Here is a 15,982-nt window from a genome sequence, read left to right as displayed (position 1 = left end):
GGAGAACTAAAGCTATGTTCAATCTCTCACCGCTGTATTTCCCTATAACTGCAAAACCCAACCACACTAGTGAGTTTCTGCCCAGCCATGCCTTGCAGCCGTTTATTCGCTGTTTTTGGGGTTCTGTAGATGTGGAGTCTATACAACAACCTGAGACGGAGACAATAATTCCGGACACCTGTATGGATATTATTTGGGATTTGGATAGAGAATCAGGCAATACAAACACTTTTTTCTCCGGCATCAATAACACTCCATTTGAAGTCTCTTCAGACAGAAAGCCAGGGGGGAGTTCAACCTTTGGTATCCGATTTCATTTCTGGGCGGTTCATTTTTTTGCAGATGATCATCTGCGGAATGTCTTGAATGCACATGTCGATGTAGAACAATATTTTGGCACTTTTAAAAAAGAGCTTGGTCATCTATTGGAGAAAGTAAACTCGATGGACGAAAGGATTGCAGCCGCTGAAGCCTATCTGCTTCGTCGTCTTGAGCGTAGAGGGCGGACTAACGATCGGATGATGAACGCAGTCTATACTATGGTTAAACAAAAAGGGATTGTGACCGCAGAGGATTTGGAGACCAGTTCTAATTTAAGCAGACGACAACTTGAACGGCTTTTTCAAGAATATATAGGTGTATCGCCCAAAAAAACAGCAGATCTCGTGCGGTTTCAGAATGTATGGCGGGAGATGTGTCATTTACCTGGGCAGACGAAGAATATGCAGGATCTTATTTTCGCGTATGGTTACAGTCACCAGTCCCATTTTATCAATAATTTCAAAAAATATGCAGGAAGAACCCCACTTGAAGCCTTGGTCTATGCAGGCCGAAGAATGTCGTGATTTTGCAATACAAAGCGTGTCAACCTTGTTAGACTAAACCTAAGTAAGAAATGAGACATATTATGAGAATGAGAGGGGACAAGTTATGATTTCGTCTTTTGAAGGGACTAACATTTATACTAAAGATACTGCGGCGTCAGCTAAATTTTATACGGAGGTACTAGGAATTCCTATGCCTTTCGAAGGTTACGGTAATTTCGACGGGGCAAAGCTTGGCTTTGGCAAGAAACAGCCGGGAATTATTATTTGGGATGCTGCAAAGTGGGAAAATCTTACGACAGGTTTTGTTAATTTAGTATTCGGCTGTGATAATCTGGATGAGACATACGAGCAGTTGAAAGCTAAGGGACTGGATTGTCAGCCACCTGTTACGATGGAATATGGCGGTAAAGAAATGAATTTTCGTGATCCTGATGGGAATCACATAACCTTGCTGGAAGGTGCTTATTAAGCTTCTTTTTAAGAAAAATGAGACGGAGCGCAAACCTCAACCGTGTGTAATAACGGGGAGTTTGCGTTTTTTTAACTTTATTTATTGACAATGATAATCATTATCAAATAGAATGAGGTGAAGCGTATATGATTTAAATTTAAGGTGTTAGTAGGGGAGGAACAGGAGTTTATGGCTAAAGTGCTTGTGGCATATGCTAGTTTAACTGGCAACACTGAGGAAATGGCTGAATTGATTGTAGAAGGAATACGCCAAGCAGGCGGTGAGGCTGTTTTGAAGTCAGTCACTGAATGTAATGCGATTGAGATAAAATCATATGAAGGCGTTCTGCTAGGGGCATATACTTGGGGAGACGGAGAGTTGCCGGATGAAGCTCTTGATTTCTATGAGGAGATGGATGAACTTGATTTGACTGCTATGAAGTCAGCAGTTTTTGGTAGTGGAGATACAGGCTACGCCATTTATTGTGGGGCAGTGGATGTTATCGAGGAGAAGCTAAAGGAGCGTGGAGCAGTCATTTTGCAAGATAGCCTAAAGATTGAGTATGGCCCTAATGCTGCCGAAAAAGAAGCCTGCCGTCAATTCGGACGTCAATTCATCGAAGCCTGTATGGCGGTAACCTAAGATGGGTGGGCCAGTGGGAAGTTGGTTTAACAAACCAAGGGATGTACATAGCCCTCCGTATAAACGGCTGCACGATTATCGCATGGAGCATATTATGCTGGGCGGGACTGAGAATTTAGCTAGCGGAGCGCCAGCGACGGGGCTCCCACGCTGGCGCCAGCAGGTTCAATATGCTGTGGGGCATACACTTAATGACTTCTATAGTCTGCTGCCGGAAGTGCGAAGAGAGACACCTATACAATTTCTGTTAGAGCGCCGGTGGCCTCCTAGGGGAGATGCTTTTCCCTCCCTTTTGCAATATTGGGATATCAAAACGAGTGTAGCTGATGAGCTTATGCGTATGATTTCAAGCAATCATCTACAGGAGATTCCAGTGATGTTATATGAACAGTGGCATGTCCCGGTTCCAGCGCTGAATTTGGAGTTATCGATGATTACGCAGCTGGCTTGGAACTCTTCAAAAAGTGGCCGAAGCGTGAACGTTCAGAAATTTATGGTTAATGGCAATGAGGATATCATCACTGGATTTATGCATATGGCCAATGTTTTTTGCCATCATGCTTATGGTGAGCCAGCGGAGACCGTGGAAGTTTTCTCGCTGCTGGATGGACGTAAATACAGCTTTGATGGAGAGGCAATCTCGCTTATGGAGTCATTGGATTATGTGCGTTTGTTATCCGTATTTCTTGAGCGGGAAGTGTTAGCTGACGGTTCCTTAAGCTGCAGCGATCGTAGAAATGAGAGAGGCGAAGCGAATTATTTACTATAATAAATATAGACCTCCGTATCTGCAGGTTAGAACACCAGCAAGTAAGGAGGTCTTATTGTTACTGCTTTATTAAAATCTCAAGAGTAGATCTGGGGATTAGCCGATATATCGGTAATAATCCTGTTTATTCTGAATGACAAAGCCGCAGCTCTCATACAGCTTAAGTGCATTGGGATTATCCAGTGCGACCTCCAGATTTACACCATTATAATTTTGGCGCTCTCGTTCGATGGTCTGAAGAAGGGCGCTGCGGCCAATGCCAAGCCCACGTAGCTTTTTGTCGACTGTAAATCCATAGATCCAGGATTCATTATCTTCAGTCCACACTCGCATTTTCCCAACAGGCCTGCCGTCCATCTCGATCATAATATTCTCTTGCATACCTTCCTGTTTGTGCAACTCATACTGCTCGGCAGCATCTTCTGTCTTCATATCAAAACCTCCACAATCCAGTTCGACCAGAATGTGTGCCTCTTCTTCACGAGCTGGCCGTAAGACCACAGTCCCTGTTGCTGAGCTAACATCAGAAGAAACCATGGAATTGCCATCCCATTTCATTTGATATTCAGCGTGATTGAACTGTAGAGGTAAGGTTTGCAGGAAAGCAGTTCCGGATGAAGAAGCGGCGGGTGCATTTAGAAGAAGAGTAGAGACGTTATTGCGCTTGATTATGGTTTGTGCTCGGTTCCACAGAGAGGTGAAGATTCCGCGTCGACGGTAGCCTGGCCGAACCATGCCGCAGACCTCCATATCGCTTCCAAAACCATAGAGTCCTAAGAAACCGACCAGTAATTCGTCTTCATAAGTCACGAGCCATTCCGTATCACCTGTACTTGATGGCTGGCGGAGCATATCCCAATTCAGTTTTAATGAGATTCCTTCATATTGCTCACAGCGTTGTTGCAATTCCTCAATATTCTTAAAAGTGTCGGCAGTCGTCAAACCCGTTTCCCCCTAAAGTGTATTTGAACTATTATAAGTTCGCATAGTTACTAAAAAAGCTTCGCGGAAACGGGAGCAGGTTTAAGCTCTCCCGCCAGTATTCCCGCTCAGCACGTCTTTGTACTCCGGGTGCTTCTCGAATTGATGCGCAGCATAGGAGCACACGGGTACAATTTTTAAATTCTCATTCCGAGCCTTGTCCACAACAGCACGTACAAGCTCTTGTCCAGTACCTTGACCGCGCAGTTCTTCGGAGACACGAGTGTGGTCAATGACCAATTCCCCGGTTTCTTTATCCAAACTGTATGTGATTTCGGCAAGGTCCTTACCGTCATTAGCAACAAAAAAACGTCCGTTTTCATTTTGAATTTGCATCTTATGGCTTCACTCCTAATTAGTTATTGCCTATATTTTACTACCATGAATTGCAAAAAGCGAGGAGCGAACCAGATTGATTGTTCTTCGGGTTGAATGTTGTTTTCCTTGTTAGCTGTGGATCGCAGTGCTGCATTTTTGTTCATGTGGGCAAATTGGCTATAGCAGAATATAGCAAGTGAGAGTTAACTAACCTCGAGTATTTGTTTTGGTAAGCTGAAAACTGGGAACATGGGAACGCTGGTACCCCCGGAACCCCGGAACCCCGGAACCCCGGAACCCCGGAACCCCGGAACCCCGGAACCCCGGAACCCCGGAACCCCGGAACCCCGGAACCATGGAACCCCCGAACCCCGAACCCCGAACCCCGAACCCCGAACCCCGAACCCCGAACCCCGAACCCTTGGAACCTCGGAACCTCAGAACGCTGGATCCATGGAACCCCGAACCCCTAACTCTCGCTTGTCCTAATCTCTGCGGAATCTAACGGACCCAATTGACGCTATTTGCACATTTTTAGTCATTTGAGCAAAGTTTCGGACCCCAGTGCAGCTATTCCTTTGGAATAGGCGCGAAATAGGCATTTTTAATGCCCATAGCGCCTATGGAGTCCGATAACATGCTGAAAATGGGATAATACTGCGAATAAGGTCAACTGTGTCCGATAGGTGTCCAATATCGTAGGATCCCAATCGGTCGCAGAAGCTTACGGTCCAGAGTCTTAATTCCCCACTGATGCTTAGGGACCCAGCAGACGCTATTCGCACATATTTAGCCTTTTGAGCAAAGTTTCGGACCCCAGTGCAGCTATTCCTTTGGAATAGGCACGAAATAGGCATTTATAGTGTCAATAGCGCCCATGGAGTCCGATCGCACGTAAAAAAGAGGATAATACTGCGAATAAGGTCAACTGTGTCCGATAGGTGTCCAATATCGTAGGATCCCAATCCGTCGCAGAAGCTTACGGTCCCAATAGACGTTATTTGCACAAGGTCAACTGACCGATGGAACAACATCCTAAACCTTCGTAGAACCTCTCGGACCCAGCAGACGCTATTTGCACATTTTTAGTCATTTGAGCAAAGTTTCGGACCCCAGTGCAGCTATTCCTTTGGAATAGGCGCGAAATAGGCATTTATAGTGTCAATAGCGCCCATGGAGTCCGATCGCACGTAAAAAAGAGGATAATACTGCGAATAAGGTCAACTGTGTCCGATAGGTGTCCAATATCGTAGGATCCCAATCCGTCGCAGAAGCTTACGGTCCAGAGTCCTAATCCCCCGCTGATGCTTATGGACCAGAGTCCTGATTTCCCCACTGATGTTTACGGACCCAGCAGACGCTATTCGCACATATTTAGCCTTTTGAGTAAAGTTTCGGACCCCAGTGCAGCTATTCCTTTGGAATAGGCACGAAATAGGCATTTATAGTGTCAATAGCGCCTATGGAGTCCGATAGCACACAAAAAAGGGGATAATACTGCGAATAAGGTCAACTGTGTCCGATAGTGCAGAGTTTTGATCTCCCGCTGGAGATTACGGACCCAGCAGACGCTATTAGCACAAGGTCCACTGAGTCCGATAGAGCAGAGTCTTGATCTCCCGTTGGAGATTACGGACCCAGCAGACGCTATTAGCACAAGGTCAACTGAGTCCGATAGTGCAGAGTCTTGATCTCGCGCTGGAGCTTAAGGATCGAGCAGACGCTATTAGCACAAGGTCAACTGTGTCCGATAGCGCAGAGTCTTGATCTCGCGCTGAAGCCTACGGCAGACGCTATTCGCACAAGCTCTACAGAGTCCGATAGCGTCCACGCTCGCGGAAATGACAGCTAAACCAGCGTGCAATACAGAAAATTCGGTGCTGAAACAGCAGCTAATGAATTTTTATGCACTCCCGTTTATAGAGTAGCTTGCGTATTCTCAGGATAATACAATAAGATTAAGAGAATATCTCACTACTGAAAAGAACCGCTAGCAGGAGGAATCATTGTGGAATACAAGGTTGAGGTTGAATTTGGATCGATTTATGAATTGTTGAACAGCTTACATACTTATCTCTGCAAAAAATCCTATAAGAAGATTGATTTAGGGGTAGCGTGGGCTAATGAAATTGAAAGCACGCTCAGTGAAGAGCTGTTATCCCGTTTGAAAGAAACCGAACTAAACAATGAGTGGAAAATGTTGAATTTGCTCATTTACTGTTGTCCATTTAAAGATGATGTAGACAGTGTGTTGAAATGGATTGAAGGGTTATCGATTGGTGAGTTATATGAGACCTTATCAAAGTATGTAAAGGTATTTCCAAGCCATATGGAGGATTACCGTAACCGCGTAGTATTTTTGCTCTCCGAGTGGAACCGCCAGTACTTTAGCCAATGCAATCCTGCAATTTTGAGCAAACTGCAGCAGCATGCTGACTCGAAGAACATGGAGCTTAATGGACTGGACACTGCGGATTTCGTGAACAAGACGACCAACGGATTTTACTTCATGCCTACGGATGGGCTTAAGAAGCTCGTACTGATTCCACAGTATCATTTTCAGCCTGCTAATATCATTTATTGCTACGGTGAATTAACGATCTGCCATTATGCGGCGTGGATATCGATGGAGAATGAGGAAATCTCCCCTTTTATGTACAGAGCGATCCGTAGTCTGAGTGAAAAAAGTCGGCTAAAAATCCTCCAAGCCCTTAGTGGTGGCCGTAAGACGTTTACCGAAATTGTTAAGCATGCGGGGATCTCGAAGGGGATTGTGCATGATCATATTTTTAATCTTCGTTGTGCAGGTTTACTTCATGCCTATATTGAAGGGGAGAATGTCACCGGATACAGTCTGCGTCTTGAAGGCATTCATCGGATGAATGAGCAGCTATTCGAGTATTTGAAATAATGATTTTTAAAAAATATAACCGCCTGAAAGCCAGGACTTCTCTTATGCAGAGAGGGTTTTGGCTTTTTTTATTTATTTTAATTATCGCCTAATTCTGTTTATGGAGAATTTTTTTGAAGTTCTCTCTTTACAGAACTAAAAAACCTTTCTATAATGAACATCAGATGTTATTCATACTTAACGGGTAGGAATTATAGTTATTATTCTATTCAGAGAGAAAAGGGAGATAGGTACATGAGAAAAAATGCGATTGTAATCACTTCATTACTGCTTACGGGGTCACTGTTACTTTCTGCTTGCGCTAACAACAGTAATAACGAATCCTCATCCGCAAACAATGCGGCTGCAGGCTCCAATTCAACCAATGTGGAAGCAACCACTGCACCAGAGATTGTTCCTGCGGGTGCTCTAAGCGAACCTTTTACTGCCACGGATTTATCCAAACTTCCAGCGGTGGCCCAAAAACGTACAGATACCATTATCGTCGGACTTACGGACCCAAGCGGAGCGTTCACTCCTTATTTTCAACAAAGTGGTTATGATGGCAATGTCTCTTCACTGCTATACGCTTCTCTCGTAACTGTTGATGACAAAGGCGTTCCAACGCCGGAACTTGCGGAGAGCTGGGATGTTTCGGATGATCAGCTTACATACACTTTCCACTTGAGAAAAGATTTGAAATTCAGCGACGGTTCACCGTTAACAGCGGATGATGTGGCATTTACATGGACGATCCAATACGACAAATCGTATGACGGTAGCTCCCAGCTTCCATCGCTAAATGTTAAAGGCGGCAAAGCCTATAAGGAAGGTACATCCCCTACAGTTGAGGGCATTAAAGTAATTGATCCACAGACGATCTCAGCAACCCTTGAGCAACCAAACGCAACGGCGCTGGTACAGCTCGGCTCGAATGTACTGTCGAAAGCTTACTATGGCAAGGACTATAAAATTGGAAATCTTGAATACATTAAAAAGCTGCATGAGAAGCCACTTGGCGATGGACCTTACAAGCTGGAGAAATTTATTCCAGGTCAAGAAGTGCGTTTTGTAGCGAATGAGAATTATTTCAAAGGTAAACCAAAGACGGAGCATTTCATTTACAAAACTACGGAAGGCGACGTATGGCAGTTCGTAGAAACTGGTGAAGTGGACTACGCTTCCTTTAGTGCGACAGACGAGAATATCGAGAAGCTGAAAGCACTCGGTTTTGTGAATATTATTCCTTACACTCCAAGCACCTATGGTTACTTGCAAGTTAACCTGAAGCATGAGCAGCTCAAGGATAAGCTTGTACGTCAAGCTATTGTGTACGGTTTGGATCGTCAGAGTATTTATGTGGATGCAGCACAAGGTGCAGGGTCTATTGCCAACATCCCGGCATCGCCGATTTCCTGGTCTTACACTGAGGAAGGTATTAATCCTTACAAATATGATCCGGAAAAAGCAAAACAATTACTCGATGAAGCTGGCTGGACGGTAGGCGCGGGGGGTATCCGTGAAAAAGATGGCAAACCGCTGTCCATCCATTACCTCGGTTCGAAGAGTAAAAACACAGATATTTTCATCGCTGTAGCTAAAGAGAATTTTGAAGCGCTGGGTATCGAATTCCAGCCTGAGGTTTTCGCAGACTTTAACTCACTGGTATCGAAAGTAGAAGGTGGGGACTACGATCTCGTATCCTTCTCCACAAGCATGTTGACTGATCCGTCTGACGGGTTCATGCAATTCTTCGATGGAGAAATCACGGATTATGACAATCCGAAATTCCTGGAGCTGTACAACAAAGCCTTGGCCACTACTGATATTGAGGCGCGCAAAGCGGTATATAAAGAGCTGTATCAGCTTTTCAATGATGAACTGCCTATTATTTTTACAAGTTATAAAAAGACGGTATACGCCTATAACGGACGTATTGAGAATCTATCGGTCAGCCCGTTCATCGGTCTTGCTGGCAGTCTGCCAACTTGGAGCCTGAAATAAATAAACCAGTGTCCCCTGCCCTGAATGGATTCAAGGGCAGGGGACGAATCATAAGGAGTCTGTCATGAGCGCTTATTTATCGAAAAGACTGTTGTACATGGTCATCATCTTATTTGCGGCATCATTATTGATCTTCTGTCTGTATGCTTCAACTCCCGGTGACTTCATAACCGGAAATATTAAATTGACCGCTGAACGCAAAGCTGAGCTGCGTGAAATCTACGGCTTAAACAAGCCTGTGCTTGAACGGTATGGGATCTGGATGAAGAATGCGCTGCATGGTGATTTCGGGTATTCCTTAGCCCAACAAAAGCCTGTGCTGCAGCTTTTTAATGATTATATTTGGAATTCCTTTCTGCTGGCTGCCGTATCTACGTTTCTGACGTGGGTGATTGCGGTCATTATTGGCGTCATCTCTGCCTATAAGCAATATTCCTGGTTCGATACACTCGTAATGATCGCTATATTCGCAGCCATGTCACTGCCGTCATTTTTTATAGGCTTATTCCTGATCAAAATCCTGGCCGTCGATCTCAAGTGGCTGCCTCCAGGTGGAATAATCACCACGGGTAGTAATGCTACGGGTTTGGCTTACTTTAAAGAGATCGTAATGCATATGACCCTTCCGGTTGTGGTTATGACCCTTCTGGGATTAGGTTCGCTCACCCGTTATTTCCGCAGTAATATGATCGATGTCTTAAAACAGGATTATATCCGTACGGCACGCGCCAAAGGCCTGAAAGAACGCAAGGTGCTCTTTACACACGCCTTACGTAATGCCTTGCTGCCCGCAATTACACTGGTTGGTTTTGAGCTTCCGGCACTATTTGGCGGATCACTTATTATTGAGAAAATATTCAATTGGCCTGGGATTGGCCAACTGTATATGCAGTCCTTCGGACTAAGGGATTATCCTTTACTGATGGGCTTTACGATGTTTATTGCCATACTTACCGTCATAGGAACGTTGCTTTCGGATGTTTTGTACCGGATTGCCGATCCTAGAGTTCGGCTATAGAGAGGAGGAAGCTGACGTGGCAGTTCAAAGTAATGTAGCGGGGATCGCGAAGCCGCAGACCACCAAAGGAAAATCCTCTTTATTCCGGCAATCTATGCGGAGGTTGCTGAAGAACAAGCTGGCGGTATCCGGATTTGTGGTGGTGATCTTTATGTTTGCGCTTTGTTTTATTGGTCCGCTGTTCTCACCCTATACGGATAACAAAATTAATATGGCTATGATGAACAAGGCACCCAATATGAAGCATTGGCTGGGCACTGATGCATTGGGCAGAGATATTCTGACCCGGGTAATGCAGGCGGGGCGCATTTCACTGACCGTGGGACTAGCGTCAATGGTTCTTTCGGTGTTTATCGGTGCTCTTCTGGGGGCTATTGCTGGGTATTACCGCGGTATTGCCGATCAAATCATTATGCGGATTGCGGATCTTTTATTGACGGTCCCGAGTCTGCCACTGCTCTTTATTTTTGGTGCGTTATTATCGGAGTGGAAGATTCCAACGGATTATCGGATGTATATCGTTATGCTGATGCTTAGTATTGTGAGCTGGCCGGGTATGGCACGTATGGTACGGGGTCAAATGCTTAGTCTGCGAGAACGTGAGTTTATGCAGGCGGCGGTAGTATTAGGCCTCCGTGATCGACGTAAATTATTTAATCATTTGCTGCCGAATATCGTTCCGTTGCTGATCGTTATGGCTACCCTTAACATCGGTGGTGCTATATTGAGTGAATCGGTTCTTAGCTTTTTTGGACTAGGTGTTATGCCGCCAACTCCAACCTGGGGCAATATGATTGATGCTGCGAATAATATGATCGACTTTCAGGATCGGCCGTGGCTGTGGATTCCACCAGGGTTATCGATTTTTGCGACAGTGATCGCGATCAATATCTTTGGAGACGGACTCCGGGACGTGCTTGATCCTAAACAGAAGAGGTAGGTGACCCTCAGATGAGTGATTTAATGAATATAGACGGTCTAAGTACATACTTCTTCACGGAAGAAGGAAAAGTGAAAGCCGTTGATGATGTAAGCTTCCGTGTTCGCGAAGGAGAGACGGTATGTATCGTTGGAGAATCGGGCTGCGGCAAAAGCGTGACCGCGATGTCCATCATGGGGCTTGTTGAGGAACCCGGGGGCAAGGTAGCCCAAGGGAAAATTGATTTTCAGGGTGAAGATTTGTTGAAAATGGACAAAAACACACTGCGGACCATCCGCGGGAATGAGATCGCGATGATCTTTCAGGAGCCCATGTCCTCCCTTAATCCTGTAATCAAGATCGGTGAGCAAATCATGGAGCCGCTGATTGTACATTTGAAGATGAACAAGAAACAGGCGCGCATCCGGGCGATTGAACTGATTAAGCAGGTAGGCATATCACGACCAGAGCAAATTGCTGATAGTTACCCGCATGAATTAAGTGGAGGTATGCTGCAGCGGATTATGATTGCTATTGCCATTGCCTGCAGTCCAAAGCTATTGATTGCTGATGAACCGACTACGGCGCTGGATGTAACGATTCAAGCGCAAATTCTGGATATGCTGCGTGAAATTAAAGATAGCTCGGGCATGTCCATTCTACTAATCACCCATGATCTTGGCGTAGTGGCAGAGATGGCCGATTATGTGATTGTTATGTATTCCGGAAAGATTGTGGAGGAGGGTGAAGTTGTTGAATTGTTCAACAATCCCAAACATCCCTATACAAAAGGGCTGCTCAAATCGAAGCCGGTAATCAATCAGCGACAGGATGAGCTGTATTCCATACCAGGTCAAGTGCCAAATCCGCTTGAGCTGGTGCCCTCTTGTTATTTTCATGACCGCTGTGAGCATTGCATGCCTGTATGTGTCAGCCAGCAGCCCCAGCTTAAAGAGGTGGCCAGCAGACAAAAGGTAGCTTGCTGGTTGTATGAGGAGGCGGTTGTTCATGCCTGAAGCACTGCTTGAGGTCAATCATTTAAAGAAATATTTTCCTGTTACTAAGGGGCTGCTTAACCGAACCGTTGGGCATGTAAAGGCTGTTGACGATATTAGCATCACACTTCAACCTGGGGAAACGTTTGGGCTTGTAGGGGAATCTGGGAGCGGCAAAAGTACAGTCGGACGGACGATTTTACGGCTAACGGATAAAACGGCAGGTGAGATCAAGTTCAAAGGGATAGACATTCACTCCCTGTCGCCCGCTGAATTGCGCAATATTAGACCCCAAATGCAGTTGATCTTCCAAGATCCTTATAGCTCACTTAACCCACGGGTTCGTATAGGTGATGCCATTGGTGAAGCTTTACTGGATCATGGTTTATGCTCAAGGTCCGAGGTGCGAGATCTGGTGCTTGAAGCGCTAGCGGCTTGCGGGTTATCTTCTTATCATATTGATCGCTTTCCGCATGAATTCTCCGGGGGGCAGCGGCAGCGGATTGGGATCGCCCGTGCGCTTGTTTTGAATCCTGAGCTGATCATTGCAGACGAACCAGTTTCAGCACTGGATGTTTCCATCCAAGCACAGATTATTAATTTATTCAGTAAGCTCCAGCAGAGTCGAGGGTTAACGTATTTGTTTATCTCCCATGACTTGAGTGTTGTGGAGCATTTGTGTTCAAGAATCGGTGTCATGTACCTGGGCTCTATGATGGAGACGGCTTCAAGAGATGAACTGTTTAAGAATCCGCTCCACCCGTATACCAAAGCGCTGCTGTCGGCTGTTCCGATTCCTATTCCAAAGCTGAAAAGGGAAAGAATTGTACTTAAGGGAGATATTCCGAGTCCGGTAAATCCGCCTTCTGGCTGTAAATTCCATACCCGTTGTCCCTTTGCGCAAGAGGTTTGCAGATCTGAAATCCCAGTATTTCGTGATGTTGGCAGTAACCATTTTGTAGCTTGTCATTTAGTTTAATAGTTGTCACAAATATAGCAATGATTTACTCCTAAGACATGAATAATTAATGTTGAATTGTATAATAATACAATTTGACCTTATTTTTGCCTGGGCTCAAAAGTCGTGAGAGGTTTCAAAGCCAGGTCAATGGGGTAATTAGAGAGTGGTTAGGTTAGGCGTACATATCTAATCGGTCTAGTATAAAATCCCTACTTAGGAGGAATCATCGTGAATACAACAGTACGTTTGACAGAAAGATCCGGCTCGACTTCTTCACAGCGCAGAAAAGGCTTTGTACCGGTAGTCGTGTACGGTGCAGGTTCAGATAGCCAGTCCTTTACAGCGGATGCTAAGACAATTTCAGGTATTTTAGCCAGCAACCCACGGGCTGTTCTTACTTTGGAATTGCCAGACTCGGGCAAAAAGAACGTGGTTATTCAAGAAATCCAACGTCAGCCAATTTCCAAACAACTGCTGCACATTGATTTTCAGCAGATTGATATGAAGGCCAAATTGGATACAAAAGTAGCGTTCCACTTTACAGGTGAACCAGTAGGTGTGAAGAGCGGCGGCGTGCAACAAATTGAATTGCATGAGCTGGATATTCGCACACTTCCAGATAAAATAGCTGCATCCTTTGAAGTGGATATCAGTGGACTAGATATTGGTGATCAATTGCTGGTATCTGATTTGCCGAAGCATGAAGGCTGGGAAGTATTGACGCCTGAGGACACATTGATTGTCCGTATTTCACCTCCAGCAGCGCAAGAGCCAACAGAAGAAGATACTGCTGAACCCGCTGTAGCTGAAACTGCTGGCGAAGATAAAGCAGAATAGTATAGAGATAAATAGTAAAGAGCAGATAGAATCCTTATAAAGGAGCTGTCTGCTCTTTTTGTTTTGTCTTCATAAATATGAATTCATAAAAATGATGCTGGTCTTTCGTATGATTTCTCAAATGGCAATTTTGGTTGTTTCGCCTCATTTAGTTAAAAATTTACATAAAATCGTTGACGAACGGGTTTCTAAGCCTGAAAATGAGGACAATTACCATGGTAAAATATTCAAAAGTCCCTGTTGTTGCTGTTTGAAAACGCTTTAGTTTTTATGCTTCAAAGAACTCTTATTGCCTAGTTCATCATGATTAAGAGGAGGAAAGTTATGAAGATGAGGAAGCTGTTTTCGATCTTAATGACAAGTTTGCTGGTGCTTGGGGTAGCTCTACCCTTTGGTGGAAAAGCGAATGCAGATGCTGCAAGTGACGCTTCAAATCGTGCTTTAATCTGGCTGAAGGCCCAGCAGGATGCAACAGCGGGGTATGCTTTTGAGGGACTGGTCGATAGCTTTGAAGATTTCTGGGGACCAAACAACCCCAAACAGATTGTATACACATATGATCAAGCGGTTGCAGCTATCGCCTTTATTGTAAAGGGTGAACGGACGCGGGCAGAGCAGGTTTTGAACAAAATGCGGGACATTCAAGATCCATCAGGCTTCTGGCTGAATTCTTATTGGTATAACAACGGCTTCGGAGAAGAAATCCGTAAACATGTGGGACCCGTTGTATGGATTGCAATGGCTGCTATGGCTTATGAGAAGCAATATAATGATTCACGGTATCGTCCGATGGCACTCAAAGCATTAGATTGGAGTTTACAGTATAAAAAGGCTAATGGCAGTATTGCAGGGGGATGGAGTGGTTGGAGTAATTCCGATGAGCCTTGGAGCTCAACCGAGCACAATATCGATATTTACCGGGTATTGCAGTATTATGCTTCGGTGGATTCCTCAAAGGCAGCCACTTATAACAGTGCGGCTTCTGGAGTCAAAACCTTCCTGGATAATTATGTGTGGGATGACACAGTCAAACGTTTCAAGGGGGGCTGGAAAAACGATACAAATCTGATCGACCCCAAAATACCTTTAGACGTGAATCCTTGGGGAGTATTAGCTTTAGGCGTATCCGGAACACATAACTACGGCGCAAGCTTAACCTATGTGGAAAATGCCTCCGGCACCCCGGGAACACTTGCGAATCCGCGTTACAAGCAGACGCTTACTTACAATGATGCTGGGAATACGCTCACCGGATATGATTTTGACTGGACAGATGAAGTATTGCCAGCGTATGACGATAACGGAAATCAAATTGGCAATACGGGTGCTGACGTATGGTTTGAAGGAAGCGCATTCATGTCGCTCGCTTATTATCTGCAAGGCAATGCCTCAAAGGCAGACGCTATTAATACAGAGATTATTAAAAAACAAGGCACAAGCGGTGCTTCGCTTGGGGGTATTCCCTACTCGCTGAAAGGGTCCAGCAACAGTTATTGGGTGATGGCGCAGCAAAACTGTGTTTCCAGCACAGGTTGGTTAATAATGTCCCTGCACCGGTTTAATCCATTCACAGGTCAATATTTGACGGGTGGTGGTAATACTGGGGATACAACCGCGCCAACCGCTCCCGCTAATCTAACGGTAACCAGTAAGACGGATACAGGAGTTAGCTTAAGCTGGTCCGCTTCTACCGATAATGTTGGCGTTACAGGTTATATTGTTTATCGCGGAACACAGCAGGTGTCCACTGTGGGGGGAACTACAGCTACTGTTAGTGGACTTACTCCAAGCACAGCCTATACGTTTACAGTAAAAGCTACAGATGCAGCAGGTAATTTATCCTCCGCTAGTAATACCGCAACAGTTACTACTAATCCCACTGGAGGCAGCGGAGGCGGTGATCATGTGACGGCTGACTTTACAGCAGGGGTAACGAGACTTTCTGCTACAGAGGCGAGTATCTATATTACACCTGTAACCAGTGCCCTTTATGTAGATGTGCATTACAAGATTAACGGGGGTTCCCAGCTTAATTACAGGATGACTAATAACTCAGGAACATGGAAGCAGACGGTGAGTGGATTAAGCGCTGGCAGCAGTATTGAGTACTGGTTCACTTACGAAAAATCCGGCCCGCAATATGATTCAGCACATTATACTTTTGTTCAGTAAGATTTGCAGATCGTAAAAATCATTCTAAGAGAAGGCTGTTCCATGCTGCTATTTATAGCGGCGGGGGCAGTCTTTTTTTGTGGAAAAAATAGTGAATGACCGTTAAATCCTTCTCAAGACGGAGGTCTGCTCTTAAGGTATGCTTTAAAATCTTTGGGGGAGACGTTAGGACACGATGGTTACTAGCGTAGGTAGGTA

The 15,982-nt window shown here is 45.1% G+C and carries 14 protein-coding genes; 12 read left to right on the top strand and 2 right to left on the bottom strand.

Annotated features, from left to right (window positions below; translation table 11 throughout):
- The first annotated feature begins 14 nt into the window (after positions 1-14).
- The 4 genes from MHI25_RS20800 to MHI25_RS20785 all read left to right on the top strand — a co-directional run bounded on the left by MHI25_RS20800 (position 15) and on the right by MHI25_RS20785 (position 2,689).
- The gene (locus MHI25_RS20800; RefSeq protein WP_340394153.1) at positions 15-845 is read left to right on the top strand and encodes a helix-turn-helix domain-containing protein; all 831 of its coding nucleotides are present in this window, start codon (positions 15-17) and stop codon (positions 843-845) included.
- Positions 846-930: 85 nt separating this feature from the next.
- Complete coding sequence (locus MHI25_RS20795) at positions 931-1,296, top strand: VOC family protein (RefSeq protein WP_340394152.1); 366 nt, start codon at positions 931-933, stop codon at positions 1,294-1,296.
- Positions 1,297-1,467: 171 nt separating this feature from the next.
- Entirely contained in the window at positions 1,468-1,920 is a 453-nt protein-coding gene (locus tag MHI25_RS20790; protein WP_076134641.1) for a flavodoxin, read from the top strand.
- Between the two features lies 1 nt (position 1,921).
- A complete protein-coding gene (locus MHI25_RS20785; RefSeq protein ID WP_340394151.1) occupies positions 1,922-2,689 on the top strand; it encodes a hypothetical protein in 768 nt (255 codons plus the stop codon).
- A 96-nt stretch (positions 2,690-2,785) separates the two neighbouring features.
- On the opposite strand, the gene MHI25_RS20780 is transcribed toward MHI25_RS20785, so the two are convergent.
- Both MHI25_RS20780 and MHI25_RS20775 read right to left on the bottom strand, forming a co-directional pair.
- A complete protein-coding gene (locus MHI25_RS20780) occupies positions 2,786-3,631 on the bottom strand; it encodes a GNAT family N-acetyltransferase (RefSeq protein ID WP_076183931.1) in 846 nt (281 codons plus the stop codon).
- 81 nt (positions 3,632-3,712) lie between these two features.
- Positions 3,713-4,006, bottom strand: coding sequence for a GNAT family N-acetyltransferase (locus tag MHI25_RS20775; protein WP_036685732.1), 294 nt, complete (start codon positions 4,004-4,006; stop codon positions 3,713-3,715).
- A gap of 1,990 nt (positions 4,007-5,996) precedes the next feature.
- On the opposite strand from MHI25_RS20775, the gene MHI25_RS20770 reads away from it, so the two are divergent.
- The 8 genes from MHI25_RS20770 to MHI25_RS20735 all read left to right on the top strand — a co-directional run bounded on the left by MHI25_RS20770 (position 5,997) and on the right by MHI25_RS20735 (position 15,784).
- Complete coding sequence (locus MHI25_RS20770; protein WP_340394149.1) at positions 5,997-6,899, top strand: winged helix-turn-helix domain-containing protein; 903 nt, start codon at positions 5,997-5,999, stop codon at positions 6,897-6,899.
- 234 nt (positions 6,900-7,133) lie between these two features.
- Entirely contained in the window at positions 7,134-8,882 is a 1,749-nt protein-coding gene (locus tag MHI25_RS20765) for an ABC transporter substrate-binding protein (RefSeq protein ID WP_036685737.1), read from the top strand.
- 64 nt (positions 8,883-8,946) lie between these two features.
- A complete protein-coding gene (locus MHI25_RS20760; RefSeq protein ID WP_036685739.1) occupies positions 8,947-9,900 on the top strand; it encodes an ABC transporter permease in 954 nt (317 codons plus the stop codon).
- A gap of 16 nt (positions 9,901-9,916) precedes the next feature.
- A complete protein-coding gene (gene opp4C / locus MHI25_RS20755; RefSeq protein ID WP_036685740.1) occupies positions 9,917-10,840 on the top strand; it encodes an oligopeptide ABC transporter permease in 924 nt (307 codons plus the stop codon).
- An 11-nt stretch (positions 10,841-10,851) separates the two neighbouring features.
- The gene (locus tag MHI25_RS20750) at positions 10,852-11,835 is read left to right on the top strand and encodes an ABC transporter ATP-binding protein (protein ID WP_076130798.1); all 984 of its coding nucleotides are present in this window, start codon (positions 10,852-10,854) and stop codon (positions 11,833-11,835) included.
- Positions 11,828-12,793 (top strand): oligopeptide/dipeptide ABC transporter ATP-binding protein, encoded by a 966-nt coding sequence (locus MHI25_RS20745; RefSeq protein ID WP_036685744.1) that lies wholly within the window; start codon positions 11,828-11,830, stop codon positions 12,791-12,793. The genes MHI25_RS20750 and MHI25_RS20745 overlap by 8 nt, the downstream gene beginning before the upstream one ends.
- A gap of 210 nt (positions 12,794-13,003) precedes the next feature.
- Positions 13,004-13,612, top strand: coding sequence for a 50S ribosomal protein L25 (locus tag MHI25_RS20740; protein WP_076130800.1), 609 nt, complete (start codon positions 13,004-13,006; stop codon positions 13,610-13,612).
- Between the two features lie 324 nt (positions 13,613-13,936).
- The gene (locus MHI25_RS20735) at positions 13,937-15,784 is read left to right on the top strand and encodes a fibronectin type III domain-containing protein (RefSeq protein ID WP_340394148.1); all 1,848 of its coding nucleotides are present in this window, start codon (positions 13,937-13,939) and stop codon (positions 15,782-15,784) included.
- Positions 15,785-15,982: the final 198 nt, after the last annotated feature.

The sequence above is a fragment of the Paenibacillus sp. FSL E2-0177 genome (assembly GCF_037992975.1).
Taxonomy (GTDB): Bacteria; Bacillota; Bacilli; order Paenibacillales; family Paenibacillaceae; genus Paenibacillus_AQ; species Paenibacillus_AQ odorifer.
This window is presented reverse-complemented; position numbering and strand designations above follow the sequence as displayed.